Source organism: Petropleomorpha daqingensis (genome assembly GCF_013408985.1).
GTDB classification, from domain to species: domain Bacteria; phylum Actinomycetota; class Actinomycetes; order Mycobacteriales; family Geodermatophilaceae; genus Petropleomorpha; species Petropleomorpha daqingensis.
The window spans coordinates 4,520,104-4,542,010 of sequence record NZ_JACBZT010000001.1; the positions used below are offsets into that span (position 1 = coordinate 4,520,104).

24 protein-coding genes are annotated in these 21,907 nt (G+C 73.2%); 7 read left to right on the plus strand and 17 right to left on the minus strand.

Annotation, left to right across the window (positions count from 1 at the left end; all coding sequences use genetic code 11):
- Positions 1-48: 48 nt before the first annotated feature.
- From GGQ55_RS22325 to GGQ55_RS22345, 5 genes are all read right to left on the minus strand, one after another.
- Positions 49-936, minus strand: coding sequence for a diacylglycerol/lipid kinase family protein (locus GGQ55_RS22325; protein WP_366490009.1), 888 nt, complete (start codon positions 934-936; stop codon positions 49-51).
- A 2-nt stretch (positions 937-938) separates the two neighbouring features.
- Positions 939-1,832 (minus strand): twin-arginine translocase subunit TatC, encoded by an 894-nt coding sequence (gene tatC, locus GGQ55_RS22330; RefSeq protein ID WP_366490011.1) that lies wholly within the window; start codon positions 1,830-1,832, stop codon positions 939-941.
- An 11-nt stretch (positions 1,833-1,843) separates the two neighbouring features.
- Entirely contained in the window at positions 1,844-2,185 is a 342-nt protein-coding gene (gene tatA, locus GGQ55_RS22335) for a Sec-independent protein translocase subunit TatA (RefSeq protein WP_179720536.1), read from the minus strand.
- Between the two features lie 109 nt (positions 2,186-2,294).
- Entirely contained in the window at positions 2,295-3,290 is a 996-nt protein-coding gene (locus GGQ55_RS22340) for a helix-turn-helix transcriptional regulator (RefSeq protein WP_179720538.1), read from the minus strand.
- Positions 3,287-4,258 carry a helix-turn-helix transcriptional regulator gene (locus GGQ55_RS22345; RefSeq protein WP_179720540.1) on the minus strand — a complete coding sequence of 324 codons (972 nt, stop codon included), beginning with the start codon at positions 4,256-4,258 and terminating at the stop codon, positions 3,287-3,289. Before GGQ55_RS22345 ends, GGQ55_RS22340 begins: the two co-directional genes overlap by 4 nt.
- A gap of 55 nt (positions 4,259-4,313) precedes the next feature.
- On the opposite strand from GGQ55_RS22345, the gene GGQ55_RS22350 reads away from it, so the two are divergent.
- The 4 genes from GGQ55_RS22350 to GGQ55_RS22365 all read left to right on the plus strand — a co-directional run bounded on the left by GGQ55_RS22350 (position 4,314) and on the right by GGQ55_RS22365 (position 7,024).
- A complete protein-coding gene (locus tag GGQ55_RS22350) occupies positions 4,314-5,423 on the plus strand; it encodes a DUF3866 family protein (protein WP_366490014.1) in 1,110 nt (369 codons plus the stop codon).
- Positions 5,424-5,473: 50 nt separating this feature from the next.
- Positions 5,474-6,283, plus strand: a complete 810-nt coding sequence (locus GGQ55_RS22355) for a phosphotransferase family protein (protein ID WP_218859385.1) — start codon at positions 5,474-5,476, stop codon at positions 6,281-6,283.
- A gap of 77 nt (positions 6,284-6,360) precedes the next feature.
- Positions 6,361-6,846, plus strand: a complete 486-nt coding sequence (locus GGQ55_RS22360; RefSeq protein WP_179720542.1) for a DUF6325 family protein — start codon at positions 6,361-6,363, stop codon at positions 6,844-6,846.
- 7 nt (positions 6,847-6,853) lie between these two features.
- The gene (locus GGQ55_RS22365) at positions 6,854-7,024 is read left to right on the plus strand and encodes a hypothetical protein (protein WP_179720544.1); all 171 of its coding nucleotides are present in this window, start codon (positions 6,854-6,856) and stop codon (positions 7,022-7,024) included.
- 6 nt (positions 7,025-7,030) lie between these two features.
- On the opposite strand, the gene GGQ55_RS22370 is transcribed toward GGQ55_RS22365, so the two are convergent.
- From GGQ55_RS22370 to dop, 7 genes are all read right to left on the minus strand, one after another.
- Positions 7,031-8,092 carry an FAD-dependent oxidoreductase gene (locus tag GGQ55_RS22370; RefSeq protein ID WP_179720546.1) on the minus strand — a complete coding sequence of 354 codons (1,062 nt, stop codon included), beginning with the start codon at positions 8,090-8,092 and terminating at the stop codon, positions 7,031-7,033.
- A gap of 37 nt (positions 8,093-8,129) precedes the next feature.
- The gene (gene pafA / locus GGQ55_RS22375; protein WP_179720548.1) at positions 8,130-9,488 is read right to left on the minus strand and encodes a Pup--protein ligase; all 1,359 of its coding nucleotides are present in this window, start codon (positions 9,486-9,488) and stop codon (positions 8,130-8,132) included.
- 70 nt (positions 9,489-9,558) lie between these two features.
- Entirely contained in the window at positions 9,559-10,416 is an 858-nt protein-coding gene (prcA, locus tag GGQ55_RS22380; RefSeq protein ID WP_179720550.1) for a proteasome subunit alpha, read from the minus strand.
- A 5-nt stretch (positions 10,417-10,421) separates the two neighbouring features.
- Positions 10,422-11,264 carry a proteasome subunit beta gene (gene prcB / locus GGQ55_RS22385; protein ID WP_366490017.1) on the minus strand — a complete coding sequence of 281 codons (843 nt, stop codon included), beginning with the start codon at positions 11,262-11,264 and terminating at the stop codon, positions 10,422-10,424.
- A gap of 122 nt (positions 11,265-11,386) precedes the next feature.
- Positions 11,387-11,890, minus strand: coding sequence for an endonuclease VII domain-containing protein (locus GGQ55_RS22390; protein WP_246323854.1), 504 nt, complete (start codon positions 11,888-11,890; stop codon positions 11,387-11,389).
- A gap of 272 nt (positions 11,891-12,162) precedes the next feature.
- Positions 12,163-12,372, minus strand: coding sequence for a ubiquitin-like protein Pup (locus tag GGQ55_RS22395; RefSeq protein WP_179720552.1), 210 nt, complete (start codon positions 12,370-12,372; stop codon positions 12,163-12,165).
- 93 nt (positions 12,373-12,465) lie between these two features.
- Complete coding sequence (gene dop / locus GGQ55_RS22400; RefSeq protein WP_218859387.1) at positions 12,466-13,971, minus strand: depupylase/deamidase Dop; 1,506 nt, start codon at positions 13,969-13,971, stop codon at positions 12,466-12,468.
- A gap of 44 nt (positions 13,972-14,015) precedes the next feature.
- Here dop and GGQ55_RS22405 point away from each other — a divergent pair, with 44 nt between their 5' ends.
- Positions 14,016-14,852, plus strand: coding sequence for a Cof-type HAD-IIB family hydrolase (locus tag GGQ55_RS22405; RefSeq protein WP_179720554.1), 837 nt, complete (start codon positions 14,016-14,018; stop codon positions 14,850-14,852).
- A 5-nt stretch (positions 14,853-14,857) separates the two neighbouring features.
- On the opposite strand, the gene GGQ55_RS22410 is transcribed toward GGQ55_RS22405, so the two are convergent.
- The 3 genes from GGQ55_RS22410 to GGQ55_RS22420 all read right to left on the minus strand — a co-directional run bounded on the left by GGQ55_RS22410 (position 14,858) and on the right by GGQ55_RS22420 (position 18,527).
- Complete coding sequence (locus tag GGQ55_RS22410) at positions 14,858-15,703, minus strand: septum formation family protein (RefSeq protein ID WP_179720556.1); 846 nt, start codon at positions 15,701-15,703, stop codon at positions 14,858-14,860.
- A 91-nt stretch (positions 15,704-15,794) separates the two neighbouring features.
- Positions 15,795-17,564, minus strand: coding sequence for a proteasome ATPase (gene arc / locus GGQ55_RS22415; protein ID WP_179720558.1), 1,770 nt, complete (start codon positions 17,562-17,564; stop codon positions 15,795-15,797).
- A gap of 117 nt (positions 17,565-17,681) precedes the next feature.
- Entirely contained in the window at positions 17,682-18,527 is an 846-nt protein-coding gene (locus tag GGQ55_RS22420) for a tRNA (adenine-N1)-methyltransferase (RefSeq protein WP_179720560.1), read from the minus strand.
- Between the two features lie 87 nt (positions 18,528-18,614).
- Here GGQ55_RS22420 and GGQ55_RS22425 point away from each other — a divergent pair, with 87 nt between their 5' ends.
- Both GGQ55_RS22425 and GGQ55_RS22430 read left to right on the plus strand, forming a co-directional pair.
- Positions 18,615-19,544, plus strand: coding sequence for a RecB family exonuclease (locus GGQ55_RS22425; RefSeq protein WP_179720562.1), 930 nt, complete (start codon positions 18,615-18,617; stop codon positions 19,542-19,544).
- A gap of 30 nt (positions 19,545-19,574) precedes the next feature.
- Positions 19,575-20,756 carry an amidohydrolase family protein gene (locus GGQ55_RS22430; protein ID WP_179720564.1) on the plus strand — a complete coding sequence of 394 codons (1,182 nt, stop codon included), beginning with the start codon at positions 19,575-19,577 and terminating at the stop codon, positions 20,754-20,756.
- Here GGQ55_RS22430 and GGQ55_RS22435 read toward each other — a convergent pair.
- Positions 20,664-21,140 (minus strand): DUF1622 domain-containing protein, encoded by a 477-nt coding sequence (locus GGQ55_RS22435; RefSeq protein WP_179720566.1) that lies wholly within the window; start codon positions 21,138-21,140, stop codon positions 20,664-20,666. The genes GGQ55_RS22430 and GGQ55_RS22435 overlap by 93 nt on opposite strands.
- Before the next feature lie 22 nt (positions 21,141-21,162).
- Positions 21,163-21,882, minus strand: coding sequence for an HAD family hydrolase (locus GGQ55_RS22440; protein ID WP_218859388.1), 720 nt, complete (start codon positions 21,880-21,882; stop codon positions 21,163-21,165).
- Positions 21,883-21,907 lie beyond the last annotated feature (25 nt).

A 21,907-nucleotide genomic window follows, 5' to 3' on the forward strand; every position in this document is an offset into this window, starting at 1 on the left:
GAGGACAGCTGTTGATCAGGTCACCTGATCAACGCTTGGGACGCCGGTTCAGCGGCGGCCGGCGCCGAGGACGTGGACGGCGCCCGGCACGCACTCGGTGACCACCGGCAGCGGCGCGACCGGCTCGCCGTCGGCCCAGGTGCTGACGCCGGTGCAGGACAGCTCGACGCGACGCGCCCGGTGCACGGTCACCAGCGGGTGGTCCACGTGGGTGCCCTCGGCCAGCCGCGGGCGCGTGCTCACCAGCTGCCGGCGGCTCATCGGCGCGACCACGGTGACGTCGAACATGCCGTCGTCGGGCTGCGCGCCGGGGCAGATCCGCAGCGCGCCGCCGTAGGTGGACGTGTTGCCGACGGCGATCAGCGTGACCGGGACCGAGGACTGCACGCCGTCGAGCACCAGCGTCACGTCGTGGCTGCGCATCCGAGCCAGCTCGGCCAGGATCGCCACGTCGTAGCGGCGGCGCCCGCGCGGCCAGCGCAGCCGGTTGGCCCGGTCGGAGACCGCGGAGTCGAAACCGCAGCACAGCACCGTGGCCCACCAGCGATCCCCGGTGCGCCCGGCGTCGATCGCCGTCGTCCGGCCGTCGAGCAGGTCGGCGGCGGCCGCCGCGGCCGCCGCCACGGGGTCGGCCGGGATGCCCAGCGCCAGCGCCAGGTCGTTGCCGGTGCCCGCGGGGACGACGGCCAGCGGCGTCGTCGTCCCGGCGACCGCCTGCAGCGCCGCGTGCACCGTGCCGTCCCCGCCGACGGCGACCACCGCCGGCACCCCTCCGGCGACGGCCTTGGCGGCCTGGCGCTCGGCGTCGTCCCGGGTGGTCGCGTCCAGCACCTGCGGGGTCAACCCGCCGGCGCGCAGCGCCGCGAGCACGCCGCCGGTGGCCGTGCTCGCCTTGCCCCGTCCCGCGGACGGGCTGACCAGGACCGCGACGTCCACGGTCAGCCGCGGAACGGCGTGGTCGTGGGGTCGTCGAGGGACGACGGGGAGGCGTCCAGCGGGGAGGCCTCGTCGTCGCCGACGTCGTGGAAGGACTCGACGGCGGCCCGGCGGGCGCGGCGCTTGTCCACCACGCGGGCGATCTGGATGGCCGCCTCGAACAGCAGGCACATCGGCAGCGCCATCAGCAGCATCGTGAACGGGTCCTGGGTGGGGGTGATGAACGCGGCGAACACGATGGTCAGGAAGAAGATCCACCGCCGCGACCGCTTGAGCAGGTCGTAGGACAGCACCCCGACCAGGTTCAGCGCCACCAGCAGCAGCGGGACCTCGAAGGACACCCCGAACGCCAGCAGCACGCTGACCACGAACCCGAGGTAGTCCTGCGCGGTCAGCGCCACGGCCACGTTGTTGCCGGCGAGCTGGATCAGCAGGGTCAGCCCCGCCTTGAGCGAGTAGTAGGCCAGCACCGCACCGAGGGCGAACAGCGCCGAGGAGGCGCCGACGAAGGTCAGCCCGTAGCGCTTCTCGTTCTGCTTGAGGCCGGGGGTGATGAACCGCCAGATCTGGAACAGCCACAGCGGCGCGGACAGCAGGATGCCGGAGATGAAGGCGACCTTGAGCCGGATCAGCGCACCACCGAACACGTCGGTGACCAGCAGCGCGCAGTCCCCCGACGTCGAGCCGGTGCCCAGCGCGCGGTTGTCGGCCGGGATCGAGCAGTACGGGGCGCGGATGAAGGTGCCCAGCCCGTGGTCGTACCACCAGAAGCAGATCGCGGTGGCGATCGCGATGAACAGCAGTGCCAGGGCGATCCGGTTGCGCAGCTCGCGCAGGTGCGCGATCAGGCTCATCGTCGCCGCGGCATCACGCGGCGGGCGACGCCTCTTGCTCACGGCCGCAGGGCTCAGCCGCGGGTGTCGGTCACGCGCGCCTGGTCGGCCCGGGCGCGCAGCTCCGCGGCGCGGGCCTCGGCCGCGCGCGCCTCCGCCTCGGCGGCCTCGGCCGACAGCTGCGCGGTCAGGTCGGACGACGGCGGGGTGGCCGGGGGCACGACGGGCGTGGTCGAGGCGGCGTCCTTGGTGCGGACGTCGGCGCGCACGTCGTCGTCCTTCATGCCCTTCATCTCGCCCTTGAAGATCCGCAGCGAACGGCCGATCGAGCGCGAGGCGTCGGGCAGCTTCTTGTACCCGAAGAGCAGCAGGACGGCGAGGATGATCAGGATGATCTCCGGGGCGCCGAGGTTCATCGGGTCCTCCAGGGGTCGGACGGCACCGGCGATGCTACGCCGGGGTGCGCCCGGCGAGGCCCAACCCGACGGGGAAGTCCGGCGTCGGCGCTGCTCAGGCGGGCAGACCCTAGCCAGCGGAGCTGGGTGCAGCCTGCGCGTCACCGGTGTACCTGCTGAGGGCTTCTCGCGCGTCGGCGGCCACCTGCTTGGCCAGCTCGGCCGGCTCGTCGACCAGGGCCGCGCCGCCGAGCGAGGTGACCAGCCGCCGCGCCCACGCCAGGTCGGCGGTGCGCAGGGTCACCGCCAGCCCGCCGGCCGGGTCGTCGACCGGCTCGACGTCCTCGACCGGGTAGTACTCGGCCACCCACCGGGCCTGGTGCGCCAGGCGCAGCCGGACCACCGGCGCGTCGGGCTCGGGCTGGTAGACCCCGCCCTCGACGTCGCGCTCGTGGGCCTGCGGCGGCGGGGCGGCCGGCTCGTCGAGCACCTGGACGTCGTCCACCCGGTCGAGCCGGAACAGCCGCACGCCCTCGGCGCGGCGGCACCACGCCTCCAGGTACCACTTGCCGTCGACCAGCAGCAGCCGCATCGGGTCGACGGTGCGCTCGGTGCGCTCGTCGCGGGTGGGCACGTAGTAGTGCAGGTGCAGCGCGCGCTTGCGCTCCAGCCCCTCCCGGACGACGGCGAGCGCCTGCTCGCGGGCGTCGACGCTGACCGCGACCGGCGTGACCCGCTCGGCGGCGTGCCCCGCGGCGCTGGACACCTTGGCCAGCGCCCGGCTCACCGCGTCCCGCTCGGCCAGGCCGGGCAGCTCCAGGAGCGTGCGCAGCGCGACGATCAGCGCGACCGCCTCGTCGGTGGTCAGCCGCAGCGGCCGGACCATGCCCGCGGCGAAGACCACCTTCACCCGGTCGCCCTCGAAAGACAGGTCGATCAGGTCGCCCGGGCCGTAGCCGGGCAGCCCGCACATCCACAGCAGCTCGAAGTCCCGGCGCAGCTGGCGCTCCGGGACGCCGAAGTCGCGGGCCGCCTCGGCCAGCCGCACCCCCTCGGGCCGGGCGCGCAGGTAGGGCACGAGGGTGAGCAGCCGGGTCATCCGGTCGGCGGTCGAGGGGGTGCTCATGCGCTCATCGCCGCGAGCCGGGTCAGCCGTTCGATGACCGCGTCGCGCACCTCGGCGGGGTGCTCGACGACGACGTCCGGGCCGTACGCGGCGAGCTCGTCGGCCAGCCGGTAGGGGTCGTTGGTGCGCAGCTCGAGCCGGTCCTCGTCCTCGTCGGTGGCACCGAGGGAGACCGCGTGCCGGCGCAGGCCGATCGCCGTCCCGGGGCGGGCGCGGACGACGACCAGGTGCTCCTCCCCCGAGTCCTGGCCGGCGACGATCTCGGCGAGGTCGACACCCTCCGGCGGCTCGAACGCGTCGGCGGCGCCGACGGCCTTCGGGGTGCCGACGACCCGGGAGAGCCGGAACTGCCGCGGCGCCTGCCGGTCGAGGTCCAGGCCGACGAGGTACCAGCGGCCGTGCCAGGCGACCACGCCCCACGGCTGGACGCGGCGGCGGCCCGGCTCGACGTCGTCCGGGCGGCGGTAGTCGAACTCGAGCTGCCGCCGGTCGCGGGCCGCGGCGTAGACCGGCTCGAACGCGGGCTCGCCGGCGTCCAGCCGCGGCTGCAGCGGGATCGACCGGTTGGTGTCGACGTCCACCCCGGCGGCCTTGAGCTTGACCAGCGCGCTGTGCGCGGCGCCGGCCAGCTGCGCGGACTCCCACAGCCGCAGCGCCAGGCCGACGGCCGCGGCCTCCTCGCCGGTCAGGGTGATCTCGGGCAGCTCGTAGTCGGCGCGGGCGATCCGGTAGCCGTCCTCGGTGTCGAACACGCTGGTGCGGCCGGTCTCCAGCGGCACGCCCATCTCGCGCAGCTCGGCCTTGTCGCGCTCGAACATGCGCTTGAACGCCTCGTCGGCGCGCTCGGTGCCGTCGTCGGGTTCGTAGCCGGGCACGGTCGCGCGGATCCGGGCCGCGGTCACGTACTGACGGGTGCCCAGGAGGGCGATGACCAGGTTCACCAGTCGCTCCGCCCGCTTCGCCGCCACGCGCCCAGGCTAGTCAGGCGCGGCGCCCGGCGAGCGGCCTGGCTAGCCTTCCGGCGTGAGCAGTTCGGGGGAATCTCGGATCCGCTGGCGGCGCGGGCGTGTCACGGCGACCGGCAAGGCGTGGCGCGACGCGCTGGAGCTGACCGTCGAGGTGCCCGACGACGGCGAGCTGAAGGCGCTGGCCCACCCGTCGCTGGTCGGCACGCCCCAGGTCGGCGACGACGTCCTGCTGAACACCACCGCGTGGGCGCAGCGGCTCGGCACGGGCGGGTACGCGCTGGTCGTCGCCGTCCCGGACCGGCTGCCGCCGGACCCGACCGGGCCGGGCCACCTGGTCAAGGCGCGCTACACCCCGCTGCAGGTGACCGTGCAGGGCGTCGACGAGCAGGACACCGAGCACCACGCGACCATCGCCGACGCCGACGACCTCGGCGGCATGCCCGTCGTCGTGGCCGATCTGCACTCGGCGCTGCCGGCGGTGCTCATCGGCGTCCTCGCCACCGACCCCGACCTCAAGGTCGCCTACGTGATGACCGACGGCGGCGCGCTGGTGGCCGGCTTCTCGCGGACGCTCTCGGCGCTGGCGCCCTCCCTGGTGGGGGTGGTCACCGTCGGGCAGGCGTTCGGCGGAGACCTGGAGGCGGTCACGCTGCACACCGGGCTGCTGGCGGCCCGGCACGTGCTCGGCGCCGACGTCGCCGTCGTCACCCAGGGGCCGGGCAACCTCGGCACCGGGACGCCGTGGGGTTTCTCCGGCGTCGCGGCAGGCGAGGCCTGCAACGCGGTGACCGTGCTCGGCGGCGAGGCCGTCGGGGCGCTCCGGATCAGCGAGGCCGACCCGAGGCCGCGGCACCGCGGGGTGTCGCACCACTCGCTGACCGCGTTCGGCCGGGTGGCGCTCGGCGGGGTGACGCTGGTGGCGCCGCGGGGGCTGTCGTCGGAGCTGGGCGGGCAGATCGGCGAGGACCTCGCCGGGCAGCCCGAGCGCAACCCGGTCGTCTGGATCGACACCGACGGGCTCGACGAGGCGCTGAAGCTCTCCCCCGTGCCGCTGTCGACGATGGGCCGCGGGCTCGAGGAGGAGCGCGCCTACTTCCTCGCCGCGGCGGCCGCGGGGCGCTACGCCGCGTTCCAGGTGCCGGTGCCCGACGAGGAGGCCGACTGACCGGGCCCGGGCCGGAGCTGCTGACCTGGGCGGCCCCCGGCGCTGCGGTCGTGGAGGTCACCGGCCTCCGCGAAGGGCGCTCGCCCTGGCTGCTGCGCCTGTCGACCGGAGCGGAACTGGTGCTGCGGATCGGCGGCGACCGGGCGAGCCTGGCCACGGAGGTGGCCGGGCTCCGGCTCGCCGGGGCGCACGGACTACCGGTCCCGCAGCTGGTCGCGGCCGATCTGGACCGGCTGCTCGTGCTGACCACGGCGGTGCCGGGCACCAGCCGGCTGTCCGGCCCGCCGTCGTCGGCGCGGTTGCGGGCGATCGGCGCGGCCGCGGCGGCGGTCCACCGGGTGCCCGCTCCCCCGCCGTCCCCGGAGCTGCCCGTGCGCACCCAGCCGATCGGCGGGGTCGACTTCGCCGCGCTGCGCCGCGCCGCGCCGGTGCGCCCGCTGCTGGCCGAGGCGGAGGCGGCGCTCGGGCGGCTGCCGGTGCCGTCGTCCCCGCCGGTGTTCGTGCACGGCGACCTGTGGCAGGGCAACCTGCTGTGGGACGGCGAGACGCTGACCGGTCTCGTCGACTGGGACTGCGCCGGCGTCGGACCCGCCGGCGTCGACCTCGGGGCGCTGCGCTGCGACGCGGCCACCTCGGTCGGCGGGAGCGCGCCGGAGGAGATCCTGGCCGGCTACGAGCAGGCGGCAGGTGGGCGATTCCCCGAGGTCGCCTACTGGGACGTGGTCGCCGCGCTGGCGACGCCGCCGACGATCGAGTGGTTCCTCGACGCCGTCCGCGACCAGGGCCGGACCGACCTGGACCAGCCGACGATGCTCGCCCGCCGGGACGCGTTCCTGGAGGCCGCGCTCGCCCGGCTCTGACCGGTCGTCCCCGCCGGATGAGGGCGGACCGCCCGGAGGTCCCCAGGATGGGCGGCACGGCCTGAGGAGGCGGTGTCATGACCGATCAGCTGGTCCAGGAGTCACCGGAGCTCGCCGACGAGCTCGGGCCGGTGGACTGGATCGTGGTGGAGTTCCCGGGCAGCGAGTTCAAGGGCGAGATCGCCGGCACCCTCGACGACCTCGTCCAGCGCGGCATCATCCGCGTGCTGGACCTGCTGATCCTCCGCAAGGGCGAGGACGGTGAGCTCGACGTCTTCGAGCTGTCCGACTTCGAGGAGGACGGCGAGCTGGGCGCGCTGCGGACGTACGAGGCGGGGCTGGCGATGCTGCTGTCCGCCGACGACGTCGCCGCCGTGGCCGAGGCCGTGGCGCCGGGCAGCACGGCGGGCCTGCTGGTGTGGGAGAACCTCTGGGCCGCGCCGTTCGGCTCGGCGGTGCGGCACGCCGGCGGTCAGCTCGTGGCCAGCGGCCGGATCCCGGTCCAGGCCCTCCTGGCCGCGCTCGAGGAGGACGACGCCTACGTCGAGGACGAGGAGGCCTGAGATGGGCATGGCACGCAGGCGGATGCGGCGCGCCGCCGTGATCGGCCCGGCGCCGGTGGCCCGTACCGCGGCCACGGTTGGCACGGCCGCGGTCGTCGCCCACGGGGTGCACCGGCGCACCGAACGCCGCGACGACCGCCGGGAGTTCCGGCAGGAGGAGCGCTGGGAGCGGCGCTGACAGCTGTCAGGCGGCGGCCGAGCGCGGCCGCAGCAGCCGGCGCAGGTCGCGTGCAGCGGACCGACCGGCGCGGTTGGCGCCGATGGTGCTCGCCGAGGGGCCGTAGCCGACCAGGTGGATGGTCGGCTCGCCGGCGACGTGCGTGCCCTCCAGCCGGATGCCGCCGCCCGCCGAGCGCAGCCGCAGCGGGGCGAGGTGCCGGACGGAGGCGCGGAAGCCGGTGGCCCACAGGACGACGTCGGCGCGGACGAAGCGGCCGTCGTCCCAGGCGACGCCGTCCGCGGTGAGCCGGGTGAACATCGGCAGCCGCTCCAGTGCGCCACGGTCGAGCGCGTCGCGCACCCAGGGGGTGACCACCAGCCCGGTGACGCCGACGACGCTGCCGGGCGACCGCCCCTCGCGCACGGCCTGCTCGACCAGGGCCACCGCGGCGCGGCCCTGCTCCTCGCCGAAGGGGCCCTCCCGCCAGACGGGCGGACGGCGGGTCACCCACGTGGTCGTCGTGACCCGGGAGATCTCGCCGAGCAGCTGGACGGCGGACGCCCCGCCGCCGACGACCACCACGTGCTGTCCGGCGAACTCGGCGGCACCGCGGTAGTCGACGGTGTGCAGCTGACGGCCGCGGAACAGTTCCTGGCCGGGATATCGCGGCACGAACGGCGCGGTCCAGGTGCCGGTGGCGTTGACCAGCGCCCGCGTGCGCCACTCCCCGGAATCGGTCTCGACCCGGTAACCGCCGGGAGCGCGGTGCACGGCCTGCACCTCGACCGGCCGGAGCACGGGCAGGTCGAAGCGGCGCTCGTAGTCGGCGAAGTAGGCAGGGACGGCGTCACGCGCCTTCGCGGCGGAGTCGGCCGTGAACGGCAGGCCGGGCAGGTCGTGCACGCGGTGGGTGCCGGAGAGCGTCATCGACGGCCAGCGGTGCTGCCAGGCGCCGCCGGGGCGCCCGCCGGCGTCGAGGACGACGAAGTCCTCGTGCGGGACGAAGCCCTGCCGCTGCAGCGCCCAGGCGGTGCTCAGGCCGGCCTGGCCCGCACCGATCACCACGACGTCGACGTCCCTGCTCACGGGTCGTTCAACGCTCAACCGGCGCCGGGCCTTCCGGCTACATCGAGGCGATGAGCTTGTCCACGCGCTCGTCGACGGCCTTGAACGGGTCCTTGCACAGCACGGTGCGCTGCGCCTGGTCGTTGAGCTTGAGGTGCACCCAGTCGACGGTGAAGTCGCGCCGCTTCTCCTGGGCGCGGCGGATGAACTCCCCGCGCAGCCGGGCGCGGGTGGTCTGCGGCGGGATGTTCTTGGCCTCGAACACCCGCGGCTCGTGCGCGACCCGGTCGACCTGGCCGTTGCGCTCGAGCAGGTAGTACAGCCCGCGGGTGCGGCTGATGTCGTGGTAGGCGAGGTCCATCTGCGCGATCCGCGGGTGGGAGAGCGGCAGCTCCCGCTTGGCGCGGTAGCGCTCGATCAGGCTGAACTTGGTCGCCCAGTCGATCTCGCGGTCGATGAGGGAGAGGTCCTCGGTGTCGACGGCCTTGAGCACCCGGCCCCACAGCTCGAGCATCTGCCGGTGCACCGGGCCGAAGCCCTCGCGGTCGGCGAACTCCACGGCGCGGTTGTGGTACTCGGTCTGGATCTCCAGCGCCGACATCTCCCGGCCGTTGGCGAGGCGCACCTTGCGCCGTCCGGTCATGTCGTGGCTGATCTCGCGGATGGCCCGGATCGGGTTCTCCAGCGTCATGTCCTTGACCGGGACGCCGGCCTCGATCATCCGCAGCACGAGGTCGGTCATGGTGACCTTGAGCAGCGTCGTCGTCTCGTTCATGTTCGAGTCGCCGACGATGACGTGCAGCCGCCGGTAGCGCTCGGCGTCGGCGTGCGGCTCGTCGCGGGTGTTGATGATCGGCCGGGACCGGGTCGTCGCTGAGGACACCCCCTCCCAGATGTGCTCGGCGCGCTGGGAGACGCAGTAGATCGCCCCGCGCGGGGTCTGCAGCACCTTGCCGGCGCCGACGATGATCTGCCGGCTGACCAGGAACGGGATCAGGACGTCGGCCAGCCGGCTGAACTCGCCGTGCCGGCCGACCAGGTAGTTCTCGTGGCAGCCGTAGCTGTTGCCGGCGGAGTCGGTGTTGTTCTTGAACAGGTAGATGTCACCGATCACGCCCTCCTCGGACAGGCGCTGCTCGGCGTCGACCAGCAGGCCCTCGAGGATCCGCTCGCCGGCCTTGTCGTGGACGACCAGCTCGGTCAGGTCGTCGCACTCGGCGGTGGCGTACTCCGGGTGGCTGCCGACGTCCAGGTAGAGCCGGGAGCCGTTGCGCAGGAACACGTTCGAGCTGCGCCCCCAGGACACCACCCGGCGGAACAGGTAGCGGGCGACCTCGTCCGGTGACAGCCGGCGCTGGCCGCGGAACGTGCACGTGACGCCGTACTCGGTCTCGATACCGAAGATCCGTCGGTCCACGCCCCGAGACTAGGCGCCCTGACCGACCGAAGCGCCAGACGCGACGCGCGCCCCGCCGAATTGGCGAGGGTCAGTCGCCCTCGGGGCCGCCGCCCTCGCTGACTCCGCCGGTGTCGGTCGCCGCGGGGTCGCCGAGGCCCGGCGGGGTGCCCGGCTGCGGCGTGCTCGGGGCGTGCGGGGTCGAGGTGGCGTCGTCGGCCTCGGGCTCGCCGCCCTCCTCCCCCAGCAGGCCGCGCAGCGCGGCACCGACGACGCGGCGGAAGGCCCGCTTGGGCCGGCGCCGGTCGAGGACGGCGACCTCCAGCTGCTCGGAGGTGAGCTGGCTCGGCCCGCCGTTGCCCGCGCCGGCCGTCACCGGGCTGACCGCCGACAGCGCCCGGACGCCGACCTTGAGCGCGTCGGCCAGCCCCATGCCGGGCAGGAAGTGCTCGCGCAGGTGGCCGGTGACGGCGTCGGCCTGCCCGCCCATGACCACGAAGTCCGGCTCGTCGACGATCGACCCGTCGAAGGTGAGCCGGAACAGCTGGTCGTCCTCGGGGGTGTCGCCGACCTCGGCGACGCAGAGCTCCACCTCGTAGGGCTTGGTCTGCTGGGTGAAGATCTCGCCGAGGGTCTGCGCGTAGGCGTTGGCGATCACCCGGCCGGTGACGTCGCGGCGGTTGTAGGAGTAGCCGCGGACGTCGGCCAGCCGGACGCCGGCCACCCGCAGGCTCTCGAACTCGCTGTAGCGACCGACGGCGGCGAAGCCGATCCGGTCGTAGAGCTCGCCGACCTTGTGCAGCGTGGAGCTGGGGTTCTCGGCGATGAACAGCACGCCGTCGGCGTAGGTGACGACGGCGACGCTGCGGCCGCGGGAGATGCCCTTGCGGGCGTACTCCGAGCGGTCGCGCATGAGCTGCTCGGGCGAGGCGTAGTACGGCATGGTCATGGCGCTCAGCCCTGCCCCTCGTTCTCGGCGCGCTCGGCGGTGATCGCGTCGGCGACGGCGGCGACCTCGGTGTCGGACAGCCGCACGGAGCCCTCGGCGTCAACCCGGTAGACGATCGGGTAGAGCCTGCGCACGGGATCGGGGCCGCCGGTGGCCGAGTCGTCGTCGGCGGCGTCGTAGAGCGCGGTGACCAGGGAGCGGACGGCGGCGTCGGCGTCCAGGCCCGGCCGCCAGGTCTTCTTGAGCGAGTTCTTGGCGAACAGGCTTCCCGAGCCGACGCCGGAGTAGCCGCGCTCCTCGTAGTTCCCGCCGGTGACGTCGTAGCTGAAGATCCGGCCCGGGGTGGCGCCCTCGGCGGCGTCGAGGTCGAAGCCGGCGAACAGCGGGACGACGGCGAGGCCCTGCAGGGCGGCGCCGAGGTTGCCGCGGATCATCTGCGCCAGCCGGTTGGCCTTGCCGTCGAGGGACAGCGTGATGCCCTCGATCTTCTCGTAGTGCTCGAGCTCGACCTGGTAGAGCTTCACCATCTCGATGGCGATGCCCGCGGCGCCGGCGATGCCGATGACGCTGTAGGAGTCGGCCGGGTAGACCTTCTCGATGTCGCGCTGGGAGATCAGGTTGCCCATGGTGGCGCGGCGGTCGCCGCCCATGAGCACGCCGCCTTCGTAGGTGACCGCGACGATCGTGGTGCCGTGCGGGGTGATGTCACCGACCGGCATCTGCGGCACCGGCCGGCGGCCCGGGAGCAGGTCAGGGGCGGTCGTCGCCAGGAAGTCGGTGAACGAGGACCCCATGCGGTCCAGATAGGCGGACGGGAAACCGTTCCTGCCCGTTGACGAGTCGCTCACCCATCCACCTCTCGCGCGCGTGATCCGGCCGCGTGATCCGGTCCGATCGTCCTGCTGGCGACCCTACCGGCGCACCGGACGGGCGGCTGTCCGCCTCCGGCGAACAGCCGCCCCGGGTTAGCTCAGGCCTCTTCAGCCGCTGACTTGCGAGAACTGCGCGTCCGCCCGCCGGGCCGAGCGGACGGGGGACGCCTCGGCTCGGTCGGCGGCTCCCCCGGACGGTCGGCCGTGAAAGCTGTGCGGTCGGCCGCCAGTTCGGCCGCGACCTGCTGTCTCGCGGTGTGAAGGGCGACGTAGTACGCCGCCCTGTGTAGCAGTTCCGGATCGTCCTTGAACTGGCCGAGGCCGCCGTTGCAGTTGAAGCACAGCAGCTGCCTCACGGCGCCGGTCACGTGGTCGTGATCAACATGCGCTGCCGGTGCCACGCCGCAGATCGCGCAGAGGCCGTCTTGCTCCGCGAGCATGGCATCGGCGTCTTCAGCCGTGATCCCGTAGCGGCGCTTCAAGTGATAGGTGCGAGATCCACCCACCTTGTCTCTCGAAAGCTTGCCGCGGGCGTTGTGGCACGGCTTGCAGTACGGGGCATACCCCGACGGCAGACCTGAGTTGCGGACGAAGTCCTCCAACGGCTTCACGGCATTGCAGTCGGGACACCACTTGTGGCCAAGCGGCACTACGACGTCGCGCGGGAACCGATGCGAGGGTGGTTTCCCCCGTTTCGCATCGTGAGATTTGCGCAGCCGCAGGCGAGCATGGGTCCTGCAGTAGAACGCCAGACCGTCAGTGCGCCGCTTGTCTCGCGTGAACTCCGCGACTGGGCGGAATTCACCACAATCCCGACAATATTTGGTTTCTGACATTCCGTTGACCAAAGAACTGAATGGTCTTGCGGAATTGTCTATTCTCCCCCTTTTTGTACGTAACTCCTAACAAATTCCTCGGAATTCTCTTCCAATACCTCGTCAATTTCGTCGAGGATGGAATCGATGTCTTCGGTCATTTCCTTGTGACGCTCGGCGACGTCGGTGTCGACGGAGGCGTCGACCTCGTCGGTCTCCTCGCGCGTCCGCGTCGCCCGCTGCTGCCCGCCGGTGTCCCTCGTGGCCATCGGATCCTCCGGTGCTGCTCGTAGCCTGTGCTTGGGCCGAAGGTACCCCCGCCCTACGACATTCACGGTCACCCGATGCGGGGTGGTGCCGGATCACCCACCCGTGATGGTGTCCACCAGTTCCTGCGCCGTCGAGGTCGACTCGAACAGCTGCCCGACGTGGTCGCGCGTGCCCCGCAGCGGCTCCATGGTCGGGATCCGCACCAGGTTCTCCCGGCCCAGGTCGAACACCACCGAGTCCCAGGACGCCGCGGCCACCTGGCCCGGGTAGCGGCGCAGGCACTCGCCGCGGAAGTACGCCCGCGTGTCGGTCGGCGGCGCCGTCATCGCCCGCGTGACCTCCTCGTCGGTGAGCAGCCGCTGCATCGCCCCGCGCGCCACCAGCCGGTGGTACAGCCCCTTCTCCGGGCGCACGTCGGAGTACTGCAGGTCGACCAGGTGCAGCTGCGAGGAGCTCCAGTCGACGCCGTCCCGCCGCCGGTAGCCCTCCAGCAGCCGCAGCTTCGCCGGCCAGTCCAGCCGGTCGGCGCAGCGCATCGGGTCCTCCCCCAGGTCCTCCAGCACCTCCGCCCAGCGCGCCAGCACGTCGGCGGTCTGCTCGTCGACCTCGCCGTTCTGGTCGACGAACTTCTGCGCCTGCTCCAGGTAGCGCCACTGCAGCTCCAGCGCCGTCATCCGCCGCCCGTCGCGCAGCCGGACCTGGTGGGTCAGCGACGGGTCGTGGCTGACCGCCTGCAGCTCGGCGACCGGCTCCTCCAGCGCGATGTGCTCTGTGAGCGCCCGCGCCTCGATCATCGCCAGGACGAGCGACGTCGTCCCGACCTTGAGGTAGGTCGACAGCTCGGCGAGGTTGGCGTCGCCGATGATCACGTGCAGCCGGCGGTACTTGTCCGCGTCGGCGTGCGGCTCGTCGCGGGTGTTGATGATCGGCCTCTTGAGCGTCGTCTCCAGGCCGACCTCGACCTCGAAGAAGTCCGCGCGCTGCGAGAGCTGGAAGCCGTGCGTGCGCCCCTCGGTGCCGATGCCCACCCGCCCGGAGCCGGCGAACACCTGCCGGGTCACGAAGAACGGCACCAGCCCGCGGATGATGTCGATGAAGGGCGTCCGCCGGTCCATCAGGTAGTTCTCGTGCGCCCCGTACGAGGCGCCCTTGCCGTCGGTGTTGTTCTTGTACAGCTGGATCGGCTGGGTCCCGGGGATCCGTGCGGCCCGCCGGGCCGCCTCGGCCATCACCTGCTCCCCCGCCTTGTCCCACAGGACGACGTCGCGCGGGTTGGTGACCTCCGGCGTCGAGTACTCCGGGTGCGCGTGGTCGACGTAGAGCCGGGCACCGTTGGTGAGGATGACGTTGGCCATCCCCGAGTCCTCGTCGAGGTCGGTGTGGTCCAGCGCCTGCGCGGGCGAGAGGTCGAACCCGCGCGCATCGCGCAGCGGCGACTCCTCCTCGAAGTCCCACCGGGGACGGCGCGGCGTCGGCGCCTCGGCCACCGCCCAGGCGTTCACGACCTGGCTCGACAGCGTCGTCGGGTTCGCGGTCGGCTGACCGGGCACCGAGATGCCGTACTCCACCTCAGTGCCCATCACCCGACGCACGCTCATGCCCCAACCCTAGGACGCCGGAGGGGCCCAGGAGGATGGTCAGCGTGTCCGCGCCGCCCCTCGGTCTGCTCCTCGACGTCGACGGGCCCGTGTCCAGCCCGCTCACCAGGACCGTCTCCCCGCAGCTCCTGGGCGATCTGCGCCGGCTCCTGTCCGCCGGCATCCCCGTCGTCCTCAACACCGGCCGCTCGGCCGAGTTCGTCACCGAACGGATCCTCGACCCGCTCGCCGACGGGCGGGCCCGCCTGCACGCCGTCTGCGAGAAGGGCGGCGTCTGGACGACGGCGGGCACCGGCGAGGTGCACGTCGACAGCGCGCTGGTAGTCCCGGCGAGCTGCCACGAGGCGGTCGCCGAGCTCGTCGCGGACGGCTTCGGCGACGCGATGTTCGTCGACGGCACGAAGCGGACCATGGCCACGGTCGAGGCCCGCACCGACGTCCCGGCGGCCTTCTACCTGGATCGGCAGCGGGCCTTCGACGCCGCGTTGCTGGCCCGCCTGACCAGCGCCGGTCTGGGCATCCGGCTGCGGGACGAACGCCGTCCCGATGCGAACGGGGGCACTCCCTGGCGGATCGACCCGTCCGTGATCGCCACCGACGTGGAGTCGGTGCAGGCCGGCAAGGCGCTCGGCGCACGCCGCGCGCTGGACCTGCTGCGGGACGACGGGCCGCTCCCCCGCAGCTGGCACACCGTCGGCGACTCGCGCTCGGACTACGCGATGGCCGACGAGCTGCACGCGCTCGGCGCCGACGTCACCCACGTCGACGTCGGCCCGCTGCCGCCGCTCGACCGGCCCTACCCGGTGCGTACCGTCCCCGGCGCCACCTACGAGGTCGCCGGCGAGGCGCACCTGCGCGAGCTGGCGGCGCGGCTGACCTGAGGCGATCAGTCCCGGGCGCTGGTCGACGTCCGCCCACCCGCGGCGGGGACGAGCACGCACTCGGCGATAGGACCGCTCTGCCAGTCCGCGGCGCTGCCCACGTAGACGTCGACGAGGTAGTCCGACGACACGGACCGGCCGAGGTAGGCCCCCGCGTCGTCGGCGCACTGCGTGGCCAGCGCCTGCCGGGCCGCCTGGTCGGCCGGGTAGGGCGTGCCGTCGGGGACGTCGGCCGAGGCGCCGATCGGCTCGGCGTCGTGCGGCTTCGAGCACGGACCGACGTCCCACGTGATCGGGGTGCCGAAGTAGCAGGAGCGGTAGGCCGCCGCGTCGGCGCCGGCCAGCGCGCCGGCCAGCGGCCCGGGCGTCGTCTCCGGGCGGAAGTAACCGTAGAAGACGTCGCAGCGCACCCAGCGGGCGCCGGCCGCCCACTCCGCCTCGGTGGGGAGGTACGGCGCGAAGAACGCGTACGGCTCGTCGAGGTCGTCGCCGCCGAGGTACTGCGTCAGCAGGTCGAAAGTGCAGACGTCCTCCAGGGCGCCGGCGACGATGCCGTCCTCGACCTCCAGATCGGCCTCGGTGGGGTACGCGTCGTCCTCGCCCAGCCCGGTGTCGTCGACCTCGGCCGTCTCGGCGTTGTGCTCCTGCGCGCAGTCCACCGCCTCGGGTGGGTTGCGCGGGTCGTCGGTCTGGTCCTCGGTGATGAGCCGGCAGGTGCCGATCTCGGGCTCGGCGACCGCATCGCCGCCCGACCGCGACGCCGGGCTCGCCTCCCCGACCACGGTCGTCGCGCAGCCGGCCACCAGCACACCGGCGGCCAGCGCGACGAGCCCCACGACCCACCGGGCCATGTCCCACTCTCCCCGCTGGTGACGTACTGGAACGGCCCTGCTGCAGGGACCCGCGCCGAGCGTGCGAGGCGTGGGGGCAGCAGGGTCCTTCTTACAGGTACTGGCCGGTGTTGGTCGCGGTGTCGATCGCCCGGCCGGACTCGTTGCCCTTGCCGCTGATGAGCGTGCGGATGTAGACGATCCGCTCGCCCTTCTTGCCCGAGATCCGCGCCCAGTCGTCGGGGTTGGTCGTGTTGGGCAGGTCCTCGTTCTCCTTGAACTCGTCGAGGCACGCCGTCATCAGGTGGCCGACCCGCAGGCCCGGCGTACCGGTCTCCAGGTTCTCCTTGATGGCCATCTTCTTCGCGCGGTCGACGATGTTCTGCAGCATCGCGCCGGAGTTGAAGTCCTTGAAGTACAGGACCTCCTTGTCACCGTTGGCGTAGGTCACCTCGAGGAAGCGGTTCTCCTCGCTCTCGGTGTACATCCGCTCGACGGTGCGCTGGATCATCCGGTCGATCGTCATCTCGCGGCTGCCGCCGTGCTCGTCCAGGTCGTCGGGGTGGATCGGCAGCTCGGTGGTCAGGTACTTGGTGAAGATGTCCCGCGCCGCCTCGGCGTCCGGCCGCTCGATCTTGATCTTCACGTCGAGCCGGCCGGGCCGCAGGATCGCCGGGTCGATCATGTCCTCGCGGTTGGACGCGCCGATCACGATCACGTTCTCGAGGCCCTCGACGCCGTCGATCTCGCTGAGCAGCTGCGGCACGATCGTGCTCTCGACGTCGGAGGAGACGCCCGACCCGCGGGTGCGGAAGATCGAGTCCATCTCGTCGAAGAACACGATGACCGGGGTGCCCTCGCTGGCCTTCTCCCGGGCGCGCTGGAACACCAGCCGGATGTGCCGCTCGGTCTCGCCGACGTACTTGTTGAGCAGCTCCGGGCCCTTGATGTTGAGGAAGTAGGACTTCGCCTGCCCCTCCCCCTTCACCGCGGAGACCTTCTTGGCCAGCGAGTTGGCGACCGCCTTCGCGATCAGCGTCTTCCCGCACCCCGGGGGCCCGTAGAGCAGGATCCCCTTCGGCGGGCGCAGCTGGTACTCGCGGAACAGGTCGGCGTGCAGGAACGGCAGCTCGACGGCGTCGCGGATCTGCTCGATCTGCCGGGCCAGGCCACCGATGTCGGAGTAGTCGATGTCGGGGACCTCTTCGAGGACGAGCTCCTCGACCTCGCTCTTCGGGATCCGCTCGTAGACGTAACCCGACCGCGACTCCAGCAGCAGCGAGTCGCCGACCCGCAGCGGCTGGTCGGTGAGCGAGTCGGCCAGGTAGACGACTCGCTCCTCGTCGGTGTGCCCGATGACCAGCGCGCGCGGCGTGACCCCGTCGATCGGCTCGAGCAGCTCCTTGAGCATGACGACGTCGCCGGACTTCTCGAAGCCGCGCGCCTCGACGATGTTCATCGCCTCGTTGAGCATGACCTCCTGGCCGGGGCGCAGGTCGTCGAGCTCGACGTTGGGCGAGACCGAGACGCGCAGCTTGCGGCCACCGGTGAAGACGTCGACGGTGTCGTCCTCGTGCCGGGTGAGGAAGACGCCGTAGCCGGACGGCGGCTGGCCGAGCCGGTCGACCTCCTCCTTGAGCGTGACCAGCTGCTCGCGGGCCTCGCGCAGGGTGCTCGCCAGCTTGTCGTTGCGCTCGGAGAGGAACGCCGCGCGGCCTTCGGCCTCGGCGATCCGCTCCTCCAGGACGCGGACCTGACGCGGGCTGTCGGCCACCTTGCGCCGCAGGAGGCCGATCTCCTCCTCCAGGTACGAGATCTGACTGAGCAGGCTGGCGACGTCGCGCTCACGCCGCGCCCGACCTTCCTCGGGACCCAGGCCCATCGCGCACCTCCGCACACATCGGGGGGAGCCAGAACGCAAATCTATACACGGCCACCGACACCGCGCCGGGGGCCGGCGCGCCGCTGGGACAGCTGCGCCGAACTGTTACGCGGGGGGTCAGTTCTTCTGCGGCCGGCGCTGCCGCATCGGCGCCACGGTGCCCTCCGCGAGCCGCCGCACGCTCACCAGGAACGCGGTGTGCGCGACCATCCGGTGCTCCGGACGGACGGCCAGGCCGACGGCGTGCCACGGCCGCAGCAGGGTCTCCCAGGCGTGCGGTTCGGTCCACACACCCTGCTCGCGCAGCGCCTCGACGTAGGTCGACAGCTGCGTCGTCGTCGCCACGTAGCCGACGAGGACCCCACCGGGTCGCAGGGCCGCGGCCACCGTGGGCAGGACAGCCCACGGCTCGAGCATGTCCAGGACGACGCGGTCGACGACCTCATCCGCCGGATGCTCAGCAAGATCGCCGAGGCGCAGCGCCCAGTTACCCGGGACCTCGCCGAAGAAACTGCCCACGTTGCTCCGCGCCACGTCGGCGAAGTCCTCGCGCCGTTCGTAGCTGGTCACCGACCCGCGCTCCCCCACCGCCCGCAGCAGCGAGCAGGTCAGCGCACCGGAGCCGGCCCCGGCCTCCAGCACCCGCATGCCGGGGCCGATGTCGCCGAAGCCGACGATCTGCGCGGCGTCCTTGGGGTAGATCACCTGGGCGCCGCGGGGCATGGAGAGCACGAAGTCGGCCAGCAGCGGCCGGAACGCCAGGTAGCCGGTGTTCGCCGTCGAGAAGACCACGGAGCCCTCGGGCGCGCCGATCAGGTCGTCGTGCGCGATCGCGCCGCGGTGGGTGTGGAACTGCTTGCCGGGCTCCAGGACGACGGTGTGCAGCCGTCCCTTGGGGTCGGTCAACTGCACCCGGTCGCCGACGACGAACGCGCCGGGGACGGTCTCCTGCTCCGTGGTCACGACCGGCCAGCCTACGGAGGGGACGGATGTGACCCCTGCGGCGCCGGGGCTGACGAACTGTCGGTGGTCCGACCTAGCCTCGGATGCATGACGGCGATGGTGCACACCGAGCAGCCCGCGGAGTCGGCTGCTGTGTCTTCCCCGGAGGCCCCGCGCCGGCCCTCGCTCTCCCCGAGCCGGGCGGCCGACTTCAAGACCTGTCCCCTGCTCTACCGGTTCCGCACGATCGACCGGCTGCCCGAGCGCAAGAGCCGCGCGGCGGTGCGCGGCACGCTCGTGCACGCGGTCTTGGAGAAGCTCTACGACCTCCCGGCGCGCGAGCGCACCCCGGCCGCGGCGCACGAGCTCATCGCCCCCGCCTGGGCCGAGCTGCTGGCGGCCGAGCCCGACTGCGCCGAGCTGTTCGCCGAGGAGGGCGAAGGCCACGACGAGAAGGCCGCCGAGGAGACCCTCGAGGCGTGGCTGGGCTCGGCCGGCACGCTCGTGGACTCCTACTTCACCCTCGAGGACCCGACCCGCATCCAGCCCGACGGCCGCGAGCAGCTGGTCGAGGTGACGCTGCCCGACGGGCTGCTGCTGCGCGGCTTCGTCGACCGGCTCGACGTCGCGCCCAACGGCGCGCTCCGGGTCGTCGACTACAAGACCGGCGCCACCCCGCGCGAGGCCTTCGAGGCCAAGGCGCTGTTCCAGATGAAGTTCTACGCGCTGGTCCTCTGGCGCACCCGCGGCGTCGTCGCCAGCCAGCTCAAGCTGCTCTACCTGGGCGACGGCGACGCGCTGACCTACTCCCCCGAGGAGGGCGAGCTGGTCCGCTTCGAGCGCACCCTGCAGGCCATCTGGACGGCGATCGAGCGGGCGGTGGCCACCGGCGACTTCCGGCCCAATCCCAGCCGGCTGTGCGGCTGGTGCGACCACCAGGCGCTGTGCCCCTCCTTCGGCGGCACTCCCCCGCCGTTCCCCACCGAGGCCGCCGCGGCCGCCGGCTGGGCCACCCTGCCGATCGTCGAGCGGGACTGAAGCGGGCCGCCGGGCGCTAGCCTGCCCCGCGTGCACGGCTACCGGGCACCACGGGCCTTCGACGGTGAGCGCGCGCTGCCCGACGGCGCGCTGGTCCTGGTCGACGACAGCCGGATCGTCGCCGTCGAGCCGGCCTCGGCACCCGCCCCGGCGGACTGCCCGGTCACCGAGCTCCCCGACGCCACGCTGCTGCCCGGCCTGATCGACGCGCACGTGCACCTATGCGGCGACGGCGGCCCGCACGCCCTCGACCACTTCCCCGAACTCTCCGACGCCGAGCTCGACGCGATCGTCGGCCGGTCGCTGGCCGACCAGCTCGCCGGCGGCGTCACCGCGGTCCGCGACCTGGGCGACGCGCGGTGGGCCGTGGTCGACCGGCACCGCCGTCGAGGCGACGGCCCCACCGTCGTGGCGGCCGGTCCGCCGATCACCTCCCTCGCCGGTCACTGCGCCGGCATGGGCGGCGAGGCAGCCGGCGAGCAGGAGCTGCGCCGGGCGGTCCGCGAGCGCGCCGAGCACGGCGCCGACGTCGTCAAGATCATGGTCAGCGGCGGGCTGATGACCACCACCACCGACTTCCTCGTCGAGCAGTTCACCCTCGAGGAGCTGCGGGCCGTGGTCGACGAGGCGCACGGGCTCGGGCTCCCGGTGACCGCGCACGCCCACGGCGTGCCGGCGGTGCAGCGCTGCCTCGCCGCCGGCGTCGACGGCATCGAGCACGGCACCTGCGTCACGCTCGAGGGCATCCGCATGCCGCCCGGCCTGGCCGACGCGCTCGCGGCCGCCGGGATCCCGGTCTGCCCCACCTTCGGCCGGGTCCCCGGGGTCCTGCCGCCGCCGCACATCCTGGAGCAGCTGGCGCGCACGCACATGGCCTGGGAGGACCGCTATCCGCAGATCGGCGAGCTGCACCGGGCCGGCGTCGTCCTCGCCGGCGGCCTCGACTCCGGCATCAACCCGGCCAAGCCGCACGGGCTGGCCCGCGAGGCGCTGGTGGAGCTGGGCATCAGCGGCCTGTCGGCGGCCGAGGCGCTCGCCGCCGGGACGAGCGTCGCCGCCCGCGTCTGCGGCCTCGCCGACCGCACCGGCCGGCTGGCACCCGGCCTGGACGCCGACCTGCTAGCGGTCGTCGGCGACCCGCTGGCCGACCTCACCGCGCTGCGGGAGGTCCGCCTGGTCGTGTCCCGGGGCAGGGAGGCCGTCCTGGGCTGACGCGGCCCGGGCGGCGCGGACGATGTGCCCGGCGCCGCTGGCCGCGGCGCGCCGCCACGGGGGCACGCCGTCGATCTCGGTCTCGAGGGAGAAGCTGAGCACCGTCCTGATGACCACGATCAGGCCGAGGACGGTCACGCTCTCCAGCGTCGGCTGCACGGCCACGGTGCGGACGAGGTCGGCGGCCACGAGGATCTCCAGGCCGAGCAGGATGACCCCGCCGAAGGACTGCCGGAGGGCCAGGTAGGCGCGGCGGCCGTCCTTCGTCGCGCGGAGGACGCGGGCGCCGAGCCAGGCCGAGACGAGCAGCCCGACCAGCAGCACGGCAGCGCCGATGGCCTCGAACGCCTGCGCCACGTGCTCCATGACGTCGGCGAAGGTCACCGGGCGAACCTACGCGGCAGGCCTACGCGGCGGGGTCCTCCTCCACCCGGTCGGCCAGGACGTCGGCCAGCTCGGCCAGGCCCACCCCGGCGAGGCTGTCGCGCAGGACGAGACCCGGCGCGGTCGGGATCGGCTGCAGCGACGGCACCCCGAGCACCGCCGCGCCGGCGGCCAGCCCGGCCGCCGCCCCGGACGGCGAGTCCTCGATCACCACGCTGCCGGCCGGCTCGACGCCCAGCGCCACCATGGCCTGCAGGTACGGCGCCGGGTCGGGCTTGTTCGCCGGCACCTCGTCGCCGCAGACGGTCACGTCGAAGGGCATGCCACCGAGGTCGGCGGCCATCCGCCCGATCAGCGGGTCGGCCAGCTGCCGCGGCGTCGTCGTCACCAGGGCGGTCCGGACGCCCGCACCGCGCACCTCGGCGAGCAGCTCGCGGGCACCGGGCTGCCAGGCCAGGTCGGCGGCGAGCAGCTCGACCATGAGGTCCAGGACCCACGCCGTGTCGGTGGCCAGCCGCACCTCGTCGGCCGGCAGGCCGAGGTCGGCGTAGAGGATGCCCAGCGCCACCGGCATGCTCGTGCCCACCGTCGCCGCCCGGGCGGCCGGCGAGACCTCGCCGCCGTGCCGGCGGGCCAGCGTGGCCAGCGCCTCGCCCCAGCTCTCCTCGGTCTCGACCAGGGTGCCGTCCATGTCGAACAGGACGGCGGACGGGCGGTACGGCGTCCCTGCTGCAGTGCTCATCGGCACCCAGTGTCCCAGCCCTCCG